This window comes from Ruegeria sp. CDSA034 (assembly GCF_059612275.1).
Window position 1 is genome coordinate 1 of sequence record NZ_JBXWQH010000011.1, and the last position, 14,573, is coordinate 14,573.

A 14,573-nucleotide genomic window follows, 5' to 3' on the forward strand; every position below is an offset into this window, starting at 1 on the left:
CCTGAATAGGCTTCTTCTGCGCCTCGCGCGCAATTTCAATGTCCGATTTATAGCTCATTGGGCAAAACCCCCGGTTGAATTCCCTGCAAACCGGCGCAGCTGGGCCGGTGCTGGTCAATCCATACCGTTGTGTACAATCCCGATGGATAGAGATTCCGACATATTCAAGCCATGAAACGGCGTAGCGTCATTTCACCGGTTTCAAATCGAAAACGCTTGACGTTTAGGGCGCCCACGCCCGCTGATCTGGCACGAACAGGCTCATCTGGTCCCCCAACCGCAGCTGTCCGGGTCGTTCCACCCACGCAGTCACACCCCTTCGGCCCTGTGCTGCGGGCTTGAAGGACGCCCCGTACCCGGGTTGATCGGCTTCGATCTCACGACCGGGAATGACGCAGGGGCGGTTTTCCATATCCACGGTTATCGTGACACCGTCGCGGCCTTGCAAACGCGAGGATGGCGGAAGATGTGTAAAGTCCGGAATGCCGCGCAACAAGATGCTGACGCCCAGAAACGAAGGATCCAGCCGATCCAGCCCCATCTCTTTGGCTGTGGCGTCCATTTCCTCGGCGGATAGAACAGACAATTGGCGCACGTTTCGGATTTCGGTGCCTTGCGGATACAGATTCTTGACCCTGACACAAGAGGCCCGGTTGAGACCCTCGTGCCGTTCGCCTTTGTCCCCTGAGAATTCCAGCTTCAAAGCATCGACCGCTTTGGCCCGGATCGAGCCACCCGCGGGCACGTGACCCAGCCAAACAACTTCACCCGTGAACTCTGTTTCTCGCAATACCGGCATTTGAAATCCCCTTCGGCTGCGGGCCGTCAAAATCGTACTAAAAGTCAAACCAGTCCATTTGAAAAGCTGAAAAGAAAAGACCCGGGACTTGGCCCGGGTCTGATTTCTTTATGCCGATGGTTCTGGCTCCATCCCACCGTCGGGCGGGGTCTTTTTGACCTTGGTCTTGGGAATGGCGGTAACGCTGGGCGCGCTGCCTTCATCCGGCTTGTCACCCTCGTCATCACCATCGGTCGGCGATTCGCCATTCATGACGCGCTTGATCTCATCCCCGGTCAGGGTTTCGTATTCCAGCAAGCCTTGCGCCAGACGTTCCCATTCCTCGTTCTTGTCGGACAGGATCTTGTGCGCGCGCTCATAACCCTGCTGGATCAGGCGTTTCACCTCTTCCTCGATCAGCTCTTTGGTATGCGCTGAAACCGAGAAGCCAGCAGTGTTGCCCGAATAGCCGTCATGCGCCTCGGCATAATCAATGTTGCCGACCTTGTCAGACATACCCCAGCGCATCACCATGGCACGCGCCAACTGGCTGGCCTGCATGATGTCTCCGGCGGGGCCATTCGAGACGTGATCTTCACCGTATTTGATCACCTCGGCGGCTTTGCCTGCCATGGTCATGGCCAGCTTTTGCTCACATTCGTCGCGGTGATAGTTCAGACGGTCCATTTCCGGCAACGACACCACCATACCCAACGCGCCACCGCGCGGAATGATGGTCGCCTTGTAGACCGGATCGCACAGCGGCAGCGACAGTCCGACGACCGCGTGACCAGATTCGTGATAGGCGGTCTTTTCCTTCTGGTCTTGCGTCAGCACCATCGAACGGCGCTCGGCACCCATCATCACCTTGTCCTTGGCGTTTTCGAAGTCTTCCATTGTGACAAAGCGACGGCCAACGCGCGCCGCCATCAATGCGGCCTCGTTCACGAGGTTCGCCAGATCAGCGCCCGAGAAGCCCGGAGTACCACGCGCGATGATGCGCAGGTCGACATCGGGACCCAGAGGTGTCTTGCGCGCGTGCACGCCCAGGATCTTCTCGCGGCCTTTGATGTCGGGGTTGCCGACGGTCACGTTGCGGTCAAAACGGCCGGGGCGCAGCAGCGCAGGGTCCAGAACGTCCTTACGGTTGGTGGCCGCCAGAATGATCACACCTTCATTGGCCTCGAACCCGTCCATCTCAACCAGCAACTGGTTGAGCGTCTGTTCGCGTTCGTCGTTCCCGCCGCCATACCCGGCACCACGATGGCGACCGACGGCGTCGATTTCGTCGATGAAGACAATACAGGGCGCATTCTTTTTGGCCTGTTCGAACATGTCACGCACACGGGATGCACCGACACCAACAAACATCTCCACAAAGTCAGAACCTGAGATGGTGAAGAACGGCACACCTGCCTCACCCGCAATCGCACGCGCCAGCAGCGTCTTACCGGTGCCCGGAGGGCCAACCAGCAGCGCGCCTTTCGGGATCTTACCGCCAAGGCGGCTGAACTTCTGCGGGTTACGCAGGAATTCCACGATCTCTTCCAGCTCTTCCTTGGCTTCATCGATGCCTGCGACATCGTCAAATGTCACGCGGCCATGCTTTTCGGTCAGCATCTTGGCCTTGGACTTGCCAAAGCCCATCGCGCCGCCTTTTCCACCGCCTTGCATCCGGTTCATGAAATAGACCCAGACACCAATAAGCAGCAGGAACGGCAGCAGCGTGATCAGGAACGACTGGAAACCGGATTGCTGCTGTTTCTCGGCGCGAACCGGAATGTTCTCGTCGATCAGCAGTTTGGTGACCTCGGCATCGCCGGGTTTGATGGTGACATAGTTGGCACCGCTTTGCGTGGTATAGCGAATCTGTTCGCCATCCAAGGTCACATTCTTGACTTCGTCGGCTTGAACGGCGGTTACGAAATCAGAATAAGTTCTTTCATTGCTCTGAAGTGTCCCGCCTGGTCCGCTGAACAAATTGAACAGTGCAAGGATCAGCAAAAACAGAACGACCCAGAAGGCGATGTTACGAGCGTTGCCCAAGGAAAGTCTCCCAAAAGATTTCGGCAGATGGGGGTCTGCCGGGTTGCTCTATAAAATAGAGATGATTCAAGGAGGTTCAATGCGATAAAAAAGAAGAATGAAACTCGGGCGTTCCGGGGGCCAATTCAGCCGTCCATCCATTCAACAATCTGGCGGTTGGAGCTGACACCAGTTCATCCCCCAGCCAAACAGCGGGTGAAGCCAACAAGACCTGACGTGGTTTACCCAAGTCCCGCCAATCTGGAACCCTAGGCAGGCCTTGCTCGCCTAATGGTCGGATTTGTACACCAGCGGTCGAAGGTCCTGACAGAATCCAGCGTTTGTCCCACGGCTCGCCGGGGCGCGCGATTTCGCCCTGAACGGCGTTTAGCTCTCTGCAAATCCACGTTTTATTGACCTTTGGGACAAACAAACAGCCATTGACCGACGTAGCGATACCCTCTTTAACAGCCTTCACAGCCTGATCCACCGACGTTTGGCGTGGTGGATACCCCGCTCCGGCAATCCATGCGATGCAGCCGATCACAAGCCGGCGCTGGATTTCCTGAGGCAAAGACAGAAAGGCGGTGCGATCCAAGCAAACATCACCGGTTTCCACCACGGCGATTTTTCGGGCGGATTCCTGCGTAAAACGCTCCAATGCCTCACGCGCCTGTGCAAGGTTTTCTGCGACTCGGGTCAAAGAACTGGCCGTGATCCCCAAATCCTTGAGGTCAGACAAGGCCTGCCGTGCCTTGATCCGGTCAAACCGGAGGTCCTGATTCGAGGGATCTTCGATCCAGCCAACTCCCTCACCAGACAGATAGCCACGCAATGCTTGCCTTGTGACACCCAACATCGGCCGCAACATCGTCACGCCATCCAAAATCCGTTCAACCGGCATGCCCGACAGACCCGTAACACCAGCTGCGCGGGCCAGTCTCATCAGGAAAGTTTCGGCCTGATCATCCGCGGTGTGGCCTAACGCAATCGCGCTGATCGCATTGCGTGTGGCCCATTCGTTCAACAGCCGATAACGCGCCTGTCTGGCCTGATCCTGAAGGTTCCCCTGACCGGCCCATCCTGTCCATTTCAACGTTTGATGCGTGATACCCAAACGCGCGGCAAGCTCGCTTACTTCCTGCGCTTCGACTGCGGAATCGGGACGCAAACAGTGGTCAACGGTCGCTGCGAATAGCTTAACCTGCTCGTTTTGGGCAATATCATTCAACAGCAAAAGCAGAGCGACTGAATCGCCCCCGCCAGAGACAGCCACACCCAGACGCGAAGGAAGGGTCTTGGGTAAACGCGCCCGAATCTCGGCGCGCAGTTCTTCAGCGTTTTCGGTCAAGAACAGCCCAGGCTTGCCATTTCCTGTGTGGCATTGGTGGCCGAGGTCGAAGACGGGAACCGCACGCCCACCTCGCCCAGAGTGATGCAAGCCTGATCGGTCTGACCCAGACGCCCCAGCGCCGAGCCCAACTCAAACAGCGCCTCGGGTGCGAATGCACCTTCGGAATCGCCGGTAAAGCTGGCCAGAAAGGCCCGCGCGGCCTCACGCGTGTCACCCATTCCAACAAGCGCGCGCCCCCGCTTCAGGTTGGCTTCGGGGGCCAGCGGACTGCCGGGATACGAGGTTTCGAATGTGGCGAACTGATCCGCTGCGGCCTGATAGTTGCCATCCGCCAGCGCCTGTGATGCCGCATCAAAGTCCGCGCGCTCACCCACTGCAAGTTCACCTTGATCGGTCGGTGCCGGTGCCGTCGGGTTTGCTGGTGTTGCGGGTGCAGCAGCGGTGATTTCGGTTTCGCCACCCAGGGTCGAGGTCTCGCCAAGCGTGCTGAGATCGCCACCTTCCAACTCAACCAAGCGGAATTCCAGATCGCCGATCCGGTTGGTTCCGTCGGTGACGATGTTTTGCACACGCTGGTTCAACTGCTCGGTCTGACGGGTAAGGCGCTGCAATTCAGCCTCAATGGCGTCAACACGTTCCAGAACGGAACTGCCAGCCAGATTGGGTGCCGGAGATCCGGTGGTTGAAAACTCGCGCTTGAGGCGCTGAACCTCGACGTGCAGCACCGTAAGCTCCTGACGGATATCCGCCAGGGTTTGCTGATCCTGTGCACTTGCCACGCCCGCAGTCGCCACGACCGCAGCCAGAACCCATCCTGCAATTCGCATCATCTTACCCCAAAGTTGAACCGGTCAGGACCGTCACCGAACGACGGTTTTTGGAATAGCATTCCTCGGTGCTGCAAATCTCGATCGGGCGTTCCTTGCCGAAACTAACCGTGGTCAAACGGTTGCCGGCAACCCCACGTGAAATCAGGTATTCACGCGCCGCATTCGCGCGACGCGCGCCCAAAGCGAGGTTATACTCGCGAGTCCCCTGTTCGTCCGCGTGACCCTCGATCGTGGCGACGAAATCCGTATTGGCCAGCAACCAGTCAGCCTGTCCCTGCAATATCGTCTGCGCCTGCCCGGTCAGGGTCGACTGATCAACCTCAAACAACACGCGGTCACCAACAGTTTGCTGGAAATAGGCCGGTGACTGAGGGTCGCTGGGCGAACCCGGCAGGATCGAACCGTTACCGCCCGCGCCACCGCCCAGTGCCGAAGGATCGTTGTTGGTACAGGCGGCCATTACACTTAGCACGCCCAATGCTATGACTTTGCTCAATACATTCATTTCAGGTGCCTCGTCGTTTTATTGCTTTATTGCTGTCTCTGTTATCACAGTGCAGGAAATTTGTGAACTTTTCCAACCCCCTGCCCCGATCACTTCTGCAGTGGTCCCCAGGATGGATCGCTGCCGCCATCCGGTGTACGCACAGGGCGCAGATTCCGACCCGAGATATCCACCGAATACAGTGTCGCCCGTCCGCTTGCGCCCTGCGATTCACGGGTGAACATGATGACACGCCCGTTCGGCGACCATGTTGGCCCCTCATCCAGAAAGGACGAGGTCAGCAGGCGTTCCTCGCTGCCGTCTGTCCGCATGACGCCGATATGGAACCGACCCTTGTTCTGTTTGGTAAAGGCGATCAGGTCACCACGCGGCGACCAGACCGGTGTACCATAACGCCCCTGTTTAAAGCTGATGCGGGTCGCCTCTCCGCCATTTGCGGGCATGATGTACAGTTGAGGTGTGCCAGAGCGGTCGCTTTCGAACACGATCTGCGACCCGTCCGGGGAATAGCTGGGCGCGGTCTCAATGGCAGGTGTGTTCGTTAGGCGCACGCTTTGGCCCGAGGCGAGATCCATTTTCCAAAGGTCCGTGTTGCCGCCCTGAATCAGCGAATAGACGATGGAGCGGCCATCCGGCGAAAAGCGCGGCGAAAAGCTCATGGTGCCGTCTTGTGTCTTCAGTTCGGTCCGTTTGACGCGATCAACGTCCAAAACATAAATGCGCGGCTGACCGGTTTCATAGCTGGTGTACAACAGCCGATCGCCCGAGGGCGAAAAGCGTGGCGCCAGAACAATCGCAGCGCTGTCGGTGAGGTACTGAACGTTCGCGCCGTCGTAGTCCATGATTGCCAGACGCTTCAGACGCTGGTTCTTTGGGCCGCTTTCGGACACAAACGCGACGCGGCTGTCAAAGTAACCGCTCTCGCCGGTCACTCGGGTATAAACCTGATCGGCCACTTTGTGTGCCATGCGCCGCCAGCCATCTGTGGTGCCGGAAAACTGCAGACCATTGCCCAATTCCTGACCCGAGAACACGTCCCAAACGCGAAATCGCACAGTCAGGCGCTTGCCAGAGACGTTGACTGCACCTGTCACCAAGGCCTCGGCATTAATGGCCTTCCAATCGGCAAATTGCACAGGGGCTTCGAAACTGCTGACCCGGCTGATGAATGCGTCTGAAGAAATTTCACGGAACAGCCCGGTTCCGGTCAGATCCGCCGCTACGACGCGCGATAAGTCGTTTGCGTATTGTGTGGCTGCTGGCCCGTCGGGCACGAAATTTGGCACCGCAAAAGGCAAGGGTTCAATAATCCCCTGATCCAGCTCAAGACGCAGGGGTCCGCTTTGCGCATACACTGGCGCTGCCAAAACTGTCAGGCCAAGCAAAAGGCTGGTCAGAAATCTCATCATTTGATCCGCATCCTCTCGGGATTGAATGTAATCTCAATATCCCGCCATTGATCGTATTTGTCAGTAGGCAGGGTGTATCCTTTGGCCCCGCAGCGCAAAATCGCTCGCCGGGCGGCCTCGTAGGCTTGTCTTGCAGACGCGTCAGTCCCGCCGGAACTGTCGATCATTTGCAGTGTACCGCCGAGCACCTTGCCATCCGGTGTCAGCGAGAACCCGACCACAACGACCGTTTGCAGTGCGTCCGTGGACAGAGAACCAACGTTCCAGCACTTCGACACAGCCAGTCGCATAGCATCCTTCTCACCCGCAGTCAGGGGTGGGCCAGACGGTTCGCTGCTCTGCCCCAGCGCCTCGGCCAGCGCGTCGTTGATCGCGGTTTCATCACTTGGCGCGGGCTCTGGTTCGGTCGGTTCTTCGGTCTCGGCCACTTCGGGCTGCGCCAGCGGCGTCGGCCGGTTCGGTCGCACCAGCGGACGCGGAGAGCTGCGCGGCGCATATTCCTTGGCTTCATCCGCCTCGGTCACGATTTCATCCGTGGCCTCTTCGGGTGCCGTTTGATCCTGCTGTTCTTGCTGAGTCTCGGCTCCCTCGTCCAGCGATACAGCCGGGGATTCAATATCATCTGGCGCGGCTTCAGGCGGCGGCGGTGCGACAGGTTCAGGCGCTACTTTATCCGCAGGCCGCGGCTGTGCCTCGGGCCCCGGCGGGGTGGGCAAAACGACGGCCTCGGGTTCTGGGGGGGCCAATTCGGGGGGCTGTTCGATCACGACCGGTTCAGGAGGAGGGGCCAGCGGCTCTGGTTCCAGCTCTGGCTCCGGTTCATTTGGCTCTGACACTTCAGGTGTCGGAGGTTCCTGCTCCACGGGTTCAGGGGTGGGGATTTCTTCCTCGGGCGCATCGGGCTGTTGCAGGGCAGTTGGCGTAGGCAGCTCTGGCGCCTCACTCTGAGCCGTCATTGCTGCGAACTGTTCAGCCGTGATCACCGAGATATCCTGAACGGGCATAGGCAATGGTTCGGACCGGAAGGTGCCGCCAAACAGAGCCCACGAAATCAAACTGACATGGGCAATTGCCGAGATCTTGGTGCCGGTATCCACCGCGCGGCCTCACTCTCCACCTTCGTCCAGCGCAGGGCCACCGGTGTCAGTCACCAGCCCCACATTGGAAAACCCACCTGCATTCAGCGCACCCATAACCTGCATAACCTGCGCGTAAGGGATCGCACCATCCGCCCGCAGGAACACCCGGTCACTGCTGCGTTCTGCCGCAATGGCGCGCAGCTTGCCAATCAACTCTTCGCGGGCAACATCGGTGGTTTGAATCTGAACGCGCCCTTCTGCAGTCATCGTGACTGTCAACGGCTCCTCGTTGTCGCCCGGCAATGCGCTTGCCGCCGTCTTGGGCAGGTCCACCGGCACGCCAACGGTTAGCAGCGGTGCCGCCACCATAAAGATAATCAGCAACACCAACATAACGTCTACAAAAGGCGTCACGTTGATCTCGGCCATCGGCTGCGCCCGCCCGCGACGACGGCCGCGTCTGCGCCCGTTCCCGCCTCCGTTCTGCTGAACCGCCGCACCCATCTTAGCTGTCCAACTGACGCGACAGAATGGTGGCGAACTCGTCGGCAAAAGCCTCGTAGCCACCCACGATCCGATCACTGTCTGAACTGAGCTTGTTGTAGAAAATTACCGCCGGGATCGCAGCCAACAGACCCAGGCCCGTGGCCAAAAGCGCTTCGGCAATGCCGGGTGCCACAACGGCCAGGTTGGTGTTTTGCTGCTCGGCAATCTCAATAAACGCGTTCATGATGCCCCAAACGGTCCCGAACAGGCCAATGAACGGCGCGGTCGATCCCACCGTCGCCAAGATGGGCAAACCTTTTTGCAGTGTCTCGGACTCTTTGGCGATCGCGACATCCATCGAACGGTCAATCCGCGCAGTGGCCCCCGCGATCAGCCCGCCATCCGTTCGGTGCGACCTGCGCCATTCGATCATGCCAGCGGCAAAAATCTTCTCGGAACTGCCGTCGGGCTGCGATCCGATATGTTCGAACAGCTCATCCAGCGGGTTGCCGGACCAAAAGGCCTCGTCAAACACCTGCGCCTCTCGGCGGGCCGCGCGATAGTTGATCAATTTCTGAATGATAATCGCCCAAGACCAGATGGATGCAGCGATCAGCATCAACATCACCAGTTTGACGACAAAGGTCGCGCGAGCATACAGCCCCCACATGGAGAAATCGATCTCCTGCGCCAGCGCCAGCGTTTCAGCTTCCATGAACCTGCTCTTTGTTTTTTGCCTGACGGCCGTTCGTTTGGCCTTGTTTTTCCAAACGCTATCGCAGTTGGTTACGAAAAGCCAACATAACCACCCCAGACCGACAAATTGTTACATCAATGCGCGAATCTCTGCCGGAAGGCGGACCGGCTTGCCCTGCGCATTCATGCAAACGGCGGTCACCGAGGCGCGGAAGATCTCGGTCTCCCCCCTCTTGACCAACTGGCCCATGGTCAGCCGCACACCAGAGATTGACGACAGCCAAGTTTCAACGATCAGCTCATCATCGAACTTCGCGGGCGCGACGTAATCGGCTTCGATCCGGCGCACGACCCAGACGATCCCGCCATCGCGCATCGCGTTCTGATCATTGCCCAGACGGCGCACATAGTCAGATCGCGCGCGTTCGATAAACTTGAGGTAATTCGCGTGGTATACGACCCCGCCCATATCGGTGTCTTCATAGTAGACCCGGATCGGAAAGATATGCTTGTGGGGCGCATCAGCTTCATTGGCCATGATATCAGGTCCGGTCTCTCAAATATGTAACGCGCGGGGCAAATCCTGCTCTGAAACAGATGCATGGTTGTCGCGGTTCCTGCAATCCCTTGTGGGGACAAAGTTCCCACCTTCCCAAGTCCGCTATCGAAATTCGAAGATTTGCCCTCTAGGCTTTCATACATACCAAGTGAATCCGACAGGAGTTTCAATGGCTAAAGGACCAAAAGAAGAGAGGATGTTCTTTCTTCCAGTCCTTCAGGGCATCTTGCCGTTCAACCGCGCGACCTTGCCTTCGGAAATTTTGGCGGGCCTGACCTTTGCCTGCCTCGCGATCCCCGAGGTCATGGGCTATACCAAAATCGCAGGCACGCCGGTTGTGACTGGGTTGTACACCATCCTTGTCCCAATGGCGCTGTTCGCGCTGTTCGGATCGTCCCGCCATCTTGTGGTGGGTGCGGATTCTGCCACGGCGGCGATTACGGCCTCGGCCCTGGCTGGCATGGCAGTGTCGGGTTCGTCCGAGTATCTGGCGTTGGCGTCCCTGTTGGCGCTGATGGCAGCTGTTCTGCTGATTGCCGCACGCCTTATCGGCTTGGGGTTTTTGGCTGATTTCCTATCCCGGACAGTTCTTGTCGGGTTCCTGACAGGCGTGGGCATTCAGGTCGCAACCGGTGAAATACCGGGGCTTTTGGGGATCGAAAGCGACAGTCACGGGACCATCGCCAAGCTTCAGGCAACCATTCAGAACATCGACCAAACAAGCTGGCCCACATTGGCGGTGGCAGCGGCAGTTCTGCTGATCGTCGTCGGATGCCGGCAGCTGTCACCGAAACTACCTGGCCCGTTGTTCGCCATACTTGGGGTAATCCTATGCAGCTGGGCATTCCAATTCGCCGCATCCGGCATCGCGGTGCTGGGCTCGGTTCCCAGCGGCTTGCCTGCGCTCTCTGTCCCGAACGTGGACTGGAGCTGGACCCTGTTCAAACAATTGCTGCCAACCGCGCTGTCCATCTTCGTTGTGATCTTGGCCCAAAGCGCCGCAACTTCGCGAGCTTATGCCGCACGATACGAAGAGAAATTCAGCGAGAACACAGACCTTGTCGGGCTGGGTCTGGCCAATCTGGGGGCGGCATTCACCGGCACTTTTGTGGTAAATGGCAGCCCGACAAAAACCGAGATGGTGGCTAGCGCCGGTGGCCGCAGTCAGGTGGCACAACTGACGACCGTCTTGATCGTCTTGGTGGTCATCCTCTTTTTGACGGGCCCACTTGCCTACTTGCCCAATGCGGCGCTGTCTGCCGTCGTGTTTCTGATCGGTGTGAAACTTATCGACCTGAAAGGCCTGATTGCAATCTACAGGCAAGCCCGGTCCGAATTCTGGATTGCTGTCGCCACGGCTGCAGTTGTCGTTTTCGTTGGGGTCGAACAAGGCATCATCTTTGCGATGGTGCTGTCATTGATCGACCATACCCGCCGTGGGTACCGCCCCAAAAATTCAGTGATCGTCAAAACCAAAGACGGTGGTTGGCATTCGAAACCCATTACTGCACCGAACCAGTTCGAACCCGGGCTTGTAATCTATCGCTTCTCTCACAGCCTGTATTACGCGAATGCACAGCGGCTTTCGGATGAGATTGCGACAATCACCCGTGATTCAGATAACAAAGTACGTTGGTTCTGTATCGAGGCTTCGGCCATTGATGACGTGGATTTCACGGCAGGCTATACGCTGCGCAATGTTCTAAAGATCCTGCAGGCAAAGAACATCAAGATGGTTTTCCTACTGGTCGACCCCCACGTGCGGTCAGAGCTGGACAGATACGGGGTTACGGATTTGGTGGGTAGTGATGCCTTTTACGACGCGGGAAGCGACCTATTGACTGCCTTTCAACACCGAAACGACTCCAAATCGTAGATAGCCTCTATCGGTCTTAAGACTACGTCTGCAACCGCGCGAACAGTCGCAAAGCGTGCGCCGGATCCTGCGAAGCTCCCGGCAATACCGGATCGTATGCTGCGCGGATCAACCCGGCGATCTCCGGGCGCAAGATCGTCGCCTCGCCCGCGACCGCCAGCGGCGACTGCGTTCGAAAAGCGGTGTCGGACCACAACAGGATGGTCTGTACTACCTGACTAAGTGCCAGAGTCTCAGCCGGAACCTTGGACAGCTCTTCGTCCATTCGCAGAAAAACAAACGCGGCCCGGATCGCACCGTCTTCCTCAAAGCGGAACACCCGGTATTGATTTGCATCCGCCGCGATCAGTCGGTCGACTAACGGCGCAAGATCGGGAACCAGCCGATCCAGATCGGGAACTTCCAGCAGTTCCTTCCAGTCGCGGAAAAAGAACACCATGCAATTCGCACCAAGTTCTGGATCCGTTTCGGCCATCTTATGATCGGCCAAGCTGACTACGGCCTCGAATGCGCCCTTGATGGTGGTCAGAGTTTCCTCCTCGACCCCAAAGACGATAGGCACGATGGGCCGACCCCAACGCGCGAACAGAAACTCTCCGTTTTCACGGGTGAACAACGACTGAATGTCTTCGGGGGTCACGCCCAATCCTTCATCTTTTCGAAAGTACTCTTGCCGAAGGCATAAAATCTAAAGGCCTCAGCTTCAACCAAACAGATCGCTCTGGCCCTTTGGTGCCGCCATTCCCAGATGCGTCCAAGCCTTCTGCGCCAACATCCGACCGCGTGGCGTGCGCTGGATCAGACCTTGCTGCAACAAATAGGGCTCGATCACGTCCTCCAGCGAATCGCGACTTTCCGACAACGCAGCCGACAGGGTCTCAATCCCGACCGGACCACCGGCATAGTTCTCAGCGATCAGCTTGAGGTATCGCCGGTCGGCACCATCCAAGCCCAGATTATCCACACCCAACCGCGTCAGCGCGCCATCCGCCAAATCCAGGGTGATACGTCCATCGCCCTCGACGATGGCGAAATCCACCACCCGTCGCAGCAATCGCCCCGCGATCCGCGGGGTCCCGCGCGATCGGCGCGCAATCTCTCGGGCACCAGCATCATCAGCAGGCGCGCCCAGTTTGCGGGCGTTGCGCGTAACGATCTCGTGCAACTCGTCCACCGTGTAGAACTGCAACCGCGTCGGAATGCCAAATCGGTCACGCAATGGGGTGGTTAGCAAGCCCATCCGCGTCGTTGCTCCGACCAAAGTAAACGGCTGCAGCTCAATCCGCACAGTCCGCGCTGCCGGGCCTTCGCCGATCACCAGATCCAGCTCGAAATCCTCCATCGCCGGATACAGAACCTCTTCGACGGCCGGGTTCAGACGGTGGATTTCGTCGATGAACAGCACATCGCGGGATTCCAGATTGGTCAGGATCGCCGCCAGATCACCCGCCTTGGCCAGAACCGGCCCCGATGTCATGCGGAAATTCACCCCCAACTCGCGCGCCATGATTTGCGCCAGCGTCGTTTTACCCAGACCCGGAGGGCCATGAAACAGCGTGTGATCCATCGCCTCGCTCCGCATACGCGCGGATTGGATAAAGATGCGCAGATTGGCCCGCGCCTCGGCCTGACCGATGAATTCGTCCAGCCCCTGCGGGCGCAGGGCGCGGTCGTTATCCTCGGGCAAGGGATCGGGGCGCAATGTGGGATCGGCGTCTACCATTCAGTTACCCTTTCGGAGCCAGCAACTTAAGCGCCGCCCGGATCAATTCAGCTTCGCCTGCGTCCGGCAGGCTGGCGGCCGCTTCGGCCACAGCCGAGGCCGCCTCAGACGGTCCGTACCCCAAATTGCCAAGAGCTGACAGTGCCCCCGCCGAAGCTGCGGCAGACCCCGAGGCGGGTTTTGCCACCCGTTTGGGCACTGGTGCTGGTTCAGACAACTCAACGACTTCCAATCCGGGGCCGTCCATCGCTTCGGTCACGGTCCCGCCCATCGCCATCACACCCGGCGCTTTGTCTTTTAGATCCAGCACGATCCGCTGTGCCGTCTTTGGGCCCACGCCTTTCGCCGCTTTGACGGCACCCCAATCCCCAAGCGCAATGGCCCGGCTGACCCCATCCGGACCCAACGCGGACAGAATGGCGAGCGAGACCTTGGCCCCAACGCCCTGAACCGAACACAGCAGGCGATGCCATTCCTTTTCGACAAGGGACAAAAACCCAAAAAGCTGCATCAGGTCCTCGCGCACCACCATATCGGTATAAATCGAGACAGCCTCGCCAACACCAGGCAGCGCGGCCATAGTCCGGTCCGAGCAGTAAACGAGGTATCCGACCCCACGCACGTCGATCAACACGTGATCCGCTGCGCGATAGTCCAATCGTCCGGTTAGTTTCCCGATCATGCCCGCACCTCTTTCACGCGCGCCTGCGGCGCTGCGCCGTAATATGAATGACAGATGGCAATCGCCAGCGCATCCGCGGCATCCGCCCCTTTGGGCTTACAGCCCGGCAGTTGCAGTTTGACCATATGAAGAACCTGCTCTTTCTCGGCATGCCCAACGCCCACAACCGTTTTCTTAACCCGGTTGGGCGCGTATTCACCCACGGGCAGCCCTGCTTGCGCCAGCGTTAGCAACGCCACACCACGCGCCTGACCCAGCTTCAGCGTACCAGCCCCATCCTTGTTGACGAAGGTCTGTTCGATGGCCGCCTGATCGGGCTGATGTTCTGCAATGACTTCGACGATTTGATTGTACAGAGACAGCAAACGCTCGCCCAAATCGTCCCCGTCAGACTTGCACAGTCCGTTGGCGACGTGGCTCAGGCGGCTGCCATGCGATTCGATGACGCCCCATCCCAGGGTCCTAAGCCCCGGATCAATGCCCAAAATCCGCATATTTCGCCTCGGCCTGCTCGAGTTTTTGTGATCTTTTTTACGGATTAGCACGAAGCGTGAACATTTTCCAAGCGAAT

General features: G+C 58.4%; 15 protein-coding genes. 1 reads left to right on the top strand and 14 read right to left on the bottom strand.

Going from position 1 to position 14,573, the window contains the following annotated elements; all coding sequences use genetic code 11:
- Positions 1-223: 223 nt before the first annotated feature.
- The 10 genes from AC2FLJ_RS16425 to ybgC all read right to left on the bottom strand — a co-directional run bounded on the left by AC2FLJ_RS16425 (position 224) and on the right by ybgC (position 9,700).
- On the bottom strand, positions 224-799 hold the full coding sequence (locus AC2FLJ_RS16425) for an MOSC domain-containing protein (RefSeq protein ID WP_282170797.1): 576 nt from the start codon (positions 797-799) through the stop codon (positions 224-226).
- Positions 800-907: 108 nt separating this feature from the next.
- Entirely contained in the window at positions 908-2,824 is a 1,917-nt protein-coding gene (ftsH, locus tag AC2FLJ_RS16430; RefSeq protein ID WP_058279522.1) for an ATP-dependent zinc metalloprotease FtsH, read from the bottom strand.
- Between the two features lie 76 nt (positions 2,825-2,900).
- Positions 2,901-4,154: a tRNA lysidine(34) synthetase TilS gene (gene tilS / locus AC2FLJ_RS16435; protein WP_496706777.1), complete on the bottom strand. Its 1,254-nt coding sequence runs from the start codon at positions 4,152-4,154 to the stop codon at positions 2,901-2,903.
- Positions 4,151-4,984 (bottom strand): tol-pal system protein YbgF, encoded by an 834-nt coding sequence (ybgF, locus tag AC2FLJ_RS16440; protein WP_496706881.1) that lies wholly within the window; start codon positions 4,982-4,984, stop codon positions 4,151-4,153. Before ybgF ends, tilS begins: the two co-directional genes overlap by 4 nt.
- Positions 4,985-4,988: 4 nt before the next feature.
- Positions 4,989-5,492, bottom strand: coding sequence for a peptidoglycan-associated lipoprotein Pal (pal, locus tag AC2FLJ_RS16445; protein ID WP_472724240.1), 504 nt, complete (start codon positions 5,490-5,492; stop codon positions 4,989-4,991).
- A gap of 89 nt (positions 5,493-5,581) precedes the next feature.
- A complete protein-coding gene (gene tolB, locus AC2FLJ_RS16450) occupies positions 5,582-6,901 on the bottom strand; it encodes a Tol-Pal system beta propeller repeat protein TolB (protein ID WP_282120665.1) in 1,320 nt (439 codons plus the stop codon).
- Positions 6,898-7,998, bottom strand: a complete 1,101-nt coding sequence (gene tolA / locus AC2FLJ_RS16455) for a cell envelope integrity protein TolA (protein ID WP_496699672.1) — start codon at positions 7,996-7,998, stop codon at positions 6,898-6,900. Before tolA ends, tolB begins: the two co-directional genes overlap by 4 nt.
- A 9-nt stretch (positions 7,999-8,007) precedes the next feature.
- Positions 8,008-8,484, bottom strand: a complete 477-nt coding sequence (tolR, locus tag AC2FLJ_RS16460) for a protein TolR (RefSeq protein ID WP_108861016.1) — start codon at positions 8,482-8,484, stop codon at positions 8,008-8,010.
- 1 nt (position 8,485) lies between these two features.
- A complete protein-coding gene (gene tolQ / locus AC2FLJ_RS16465; protein WP_058273221.1) occupies positions 8,486-9,181 on the bottom strand; it encodes a protein TolQ in 696 nt (231 codons plus the stop codon).
- Positions 9,182-9,292: 111 nt separating this feature from the next.
- Entirely contained in the window at positions 9,293-9,700 is a 408-nt protein-coding gene (gene ybgC / locus AC2FLJ_RS16470) for a tol-pal system-associated acyl-CoA thioesterase (protein WP_058273220.1), read from the bottom strand.
- A gap of 190 nt (positions 9,701-9,890) precedes the next feature.
- Between ybgC and AC2FLJ_RS16475 the strand changes: the two genes are divergently transcribed.
- Positions 9,891-11,597: a SulP family inorganic anion transporter gene (locus AC2FLJ_RS16475; RefSeq protein WP_496706781.1), complete on the top strand. Its 1,707-nt coding sequence runs from the start codon at positions 9,891-9,893 to the stop codon at positions 11,595-11,597.
- 22 nt (positions 11,598-11,619) lie between these two features.
- Here AC2FLJ_RS16475 and AC2FLJ_RS16480 read toward each other — a convergent pair whose 3' ends face one another.
- The 4 genes from AC2FLJ_RS16480 to ruvC form a co-directional block, all read right to left on the bottom strand.
- Positions 11,620-12,237 carry a hypothetical protein gene (locus AC2FLJ_RS16480; protein ID WP_496706783.1) on the bottom strand — a complete coding sequence of 206 codons (618 nt, stop codon included), beginning with the start codon at positions 12,235-12,237 and terminating at the stop codon, positions 11,620-11,622.
- A gap of 63 nt (positions 12,238-12,300) precedes the next feature.
- Positions 12,301-13,320 carry a Holliday junction branch migration DNA helicase RuvB gene (ruvB, locus tag AC2FLJ_RS16485; RefSeq protein ID WP_109312604.1) on the bottom strand — a complete coding sequence of 340 codons (1,020 nt, stop codon included), beginning with the start codon at positions 13,318-13,320 and terminating at the stop codon, positions 12,301-12,303.
- A 4-nt stretch (positions 13,321-13,324) separates the two neighbouring features.
- Positions 13,325-14,002 carry a Holliday junction branch migration protein RuvA gene (gene ruvA / locus AC2FLJ_RS16490; protein WP_496699675.1) on the bottom strand — a complete coding sequence of 226 codons (678 nt, stop codon included), beginning with the start codon at positions 14,000-14,002 and terminating at the stop codon, positions 13,325-13,327.
- Positions 13,999-14,496, bottom strand: coding sequence for a crossover junction endodeoxyribonuclease RuvC (ruvC, locus tag AC2FLJ_RS16495; RefSeq protein ID WP_058273216.1), 498 nt, complete (start codon positions 14,494-14,496; stop codon positions 13,999-14,001). Before ruvC ends, ruvA begins: the two co-directional genes overlap by 4 nt.
- Between the last annotated feature and the right edge of the window lie 77 nt (positions 14,497-14,573).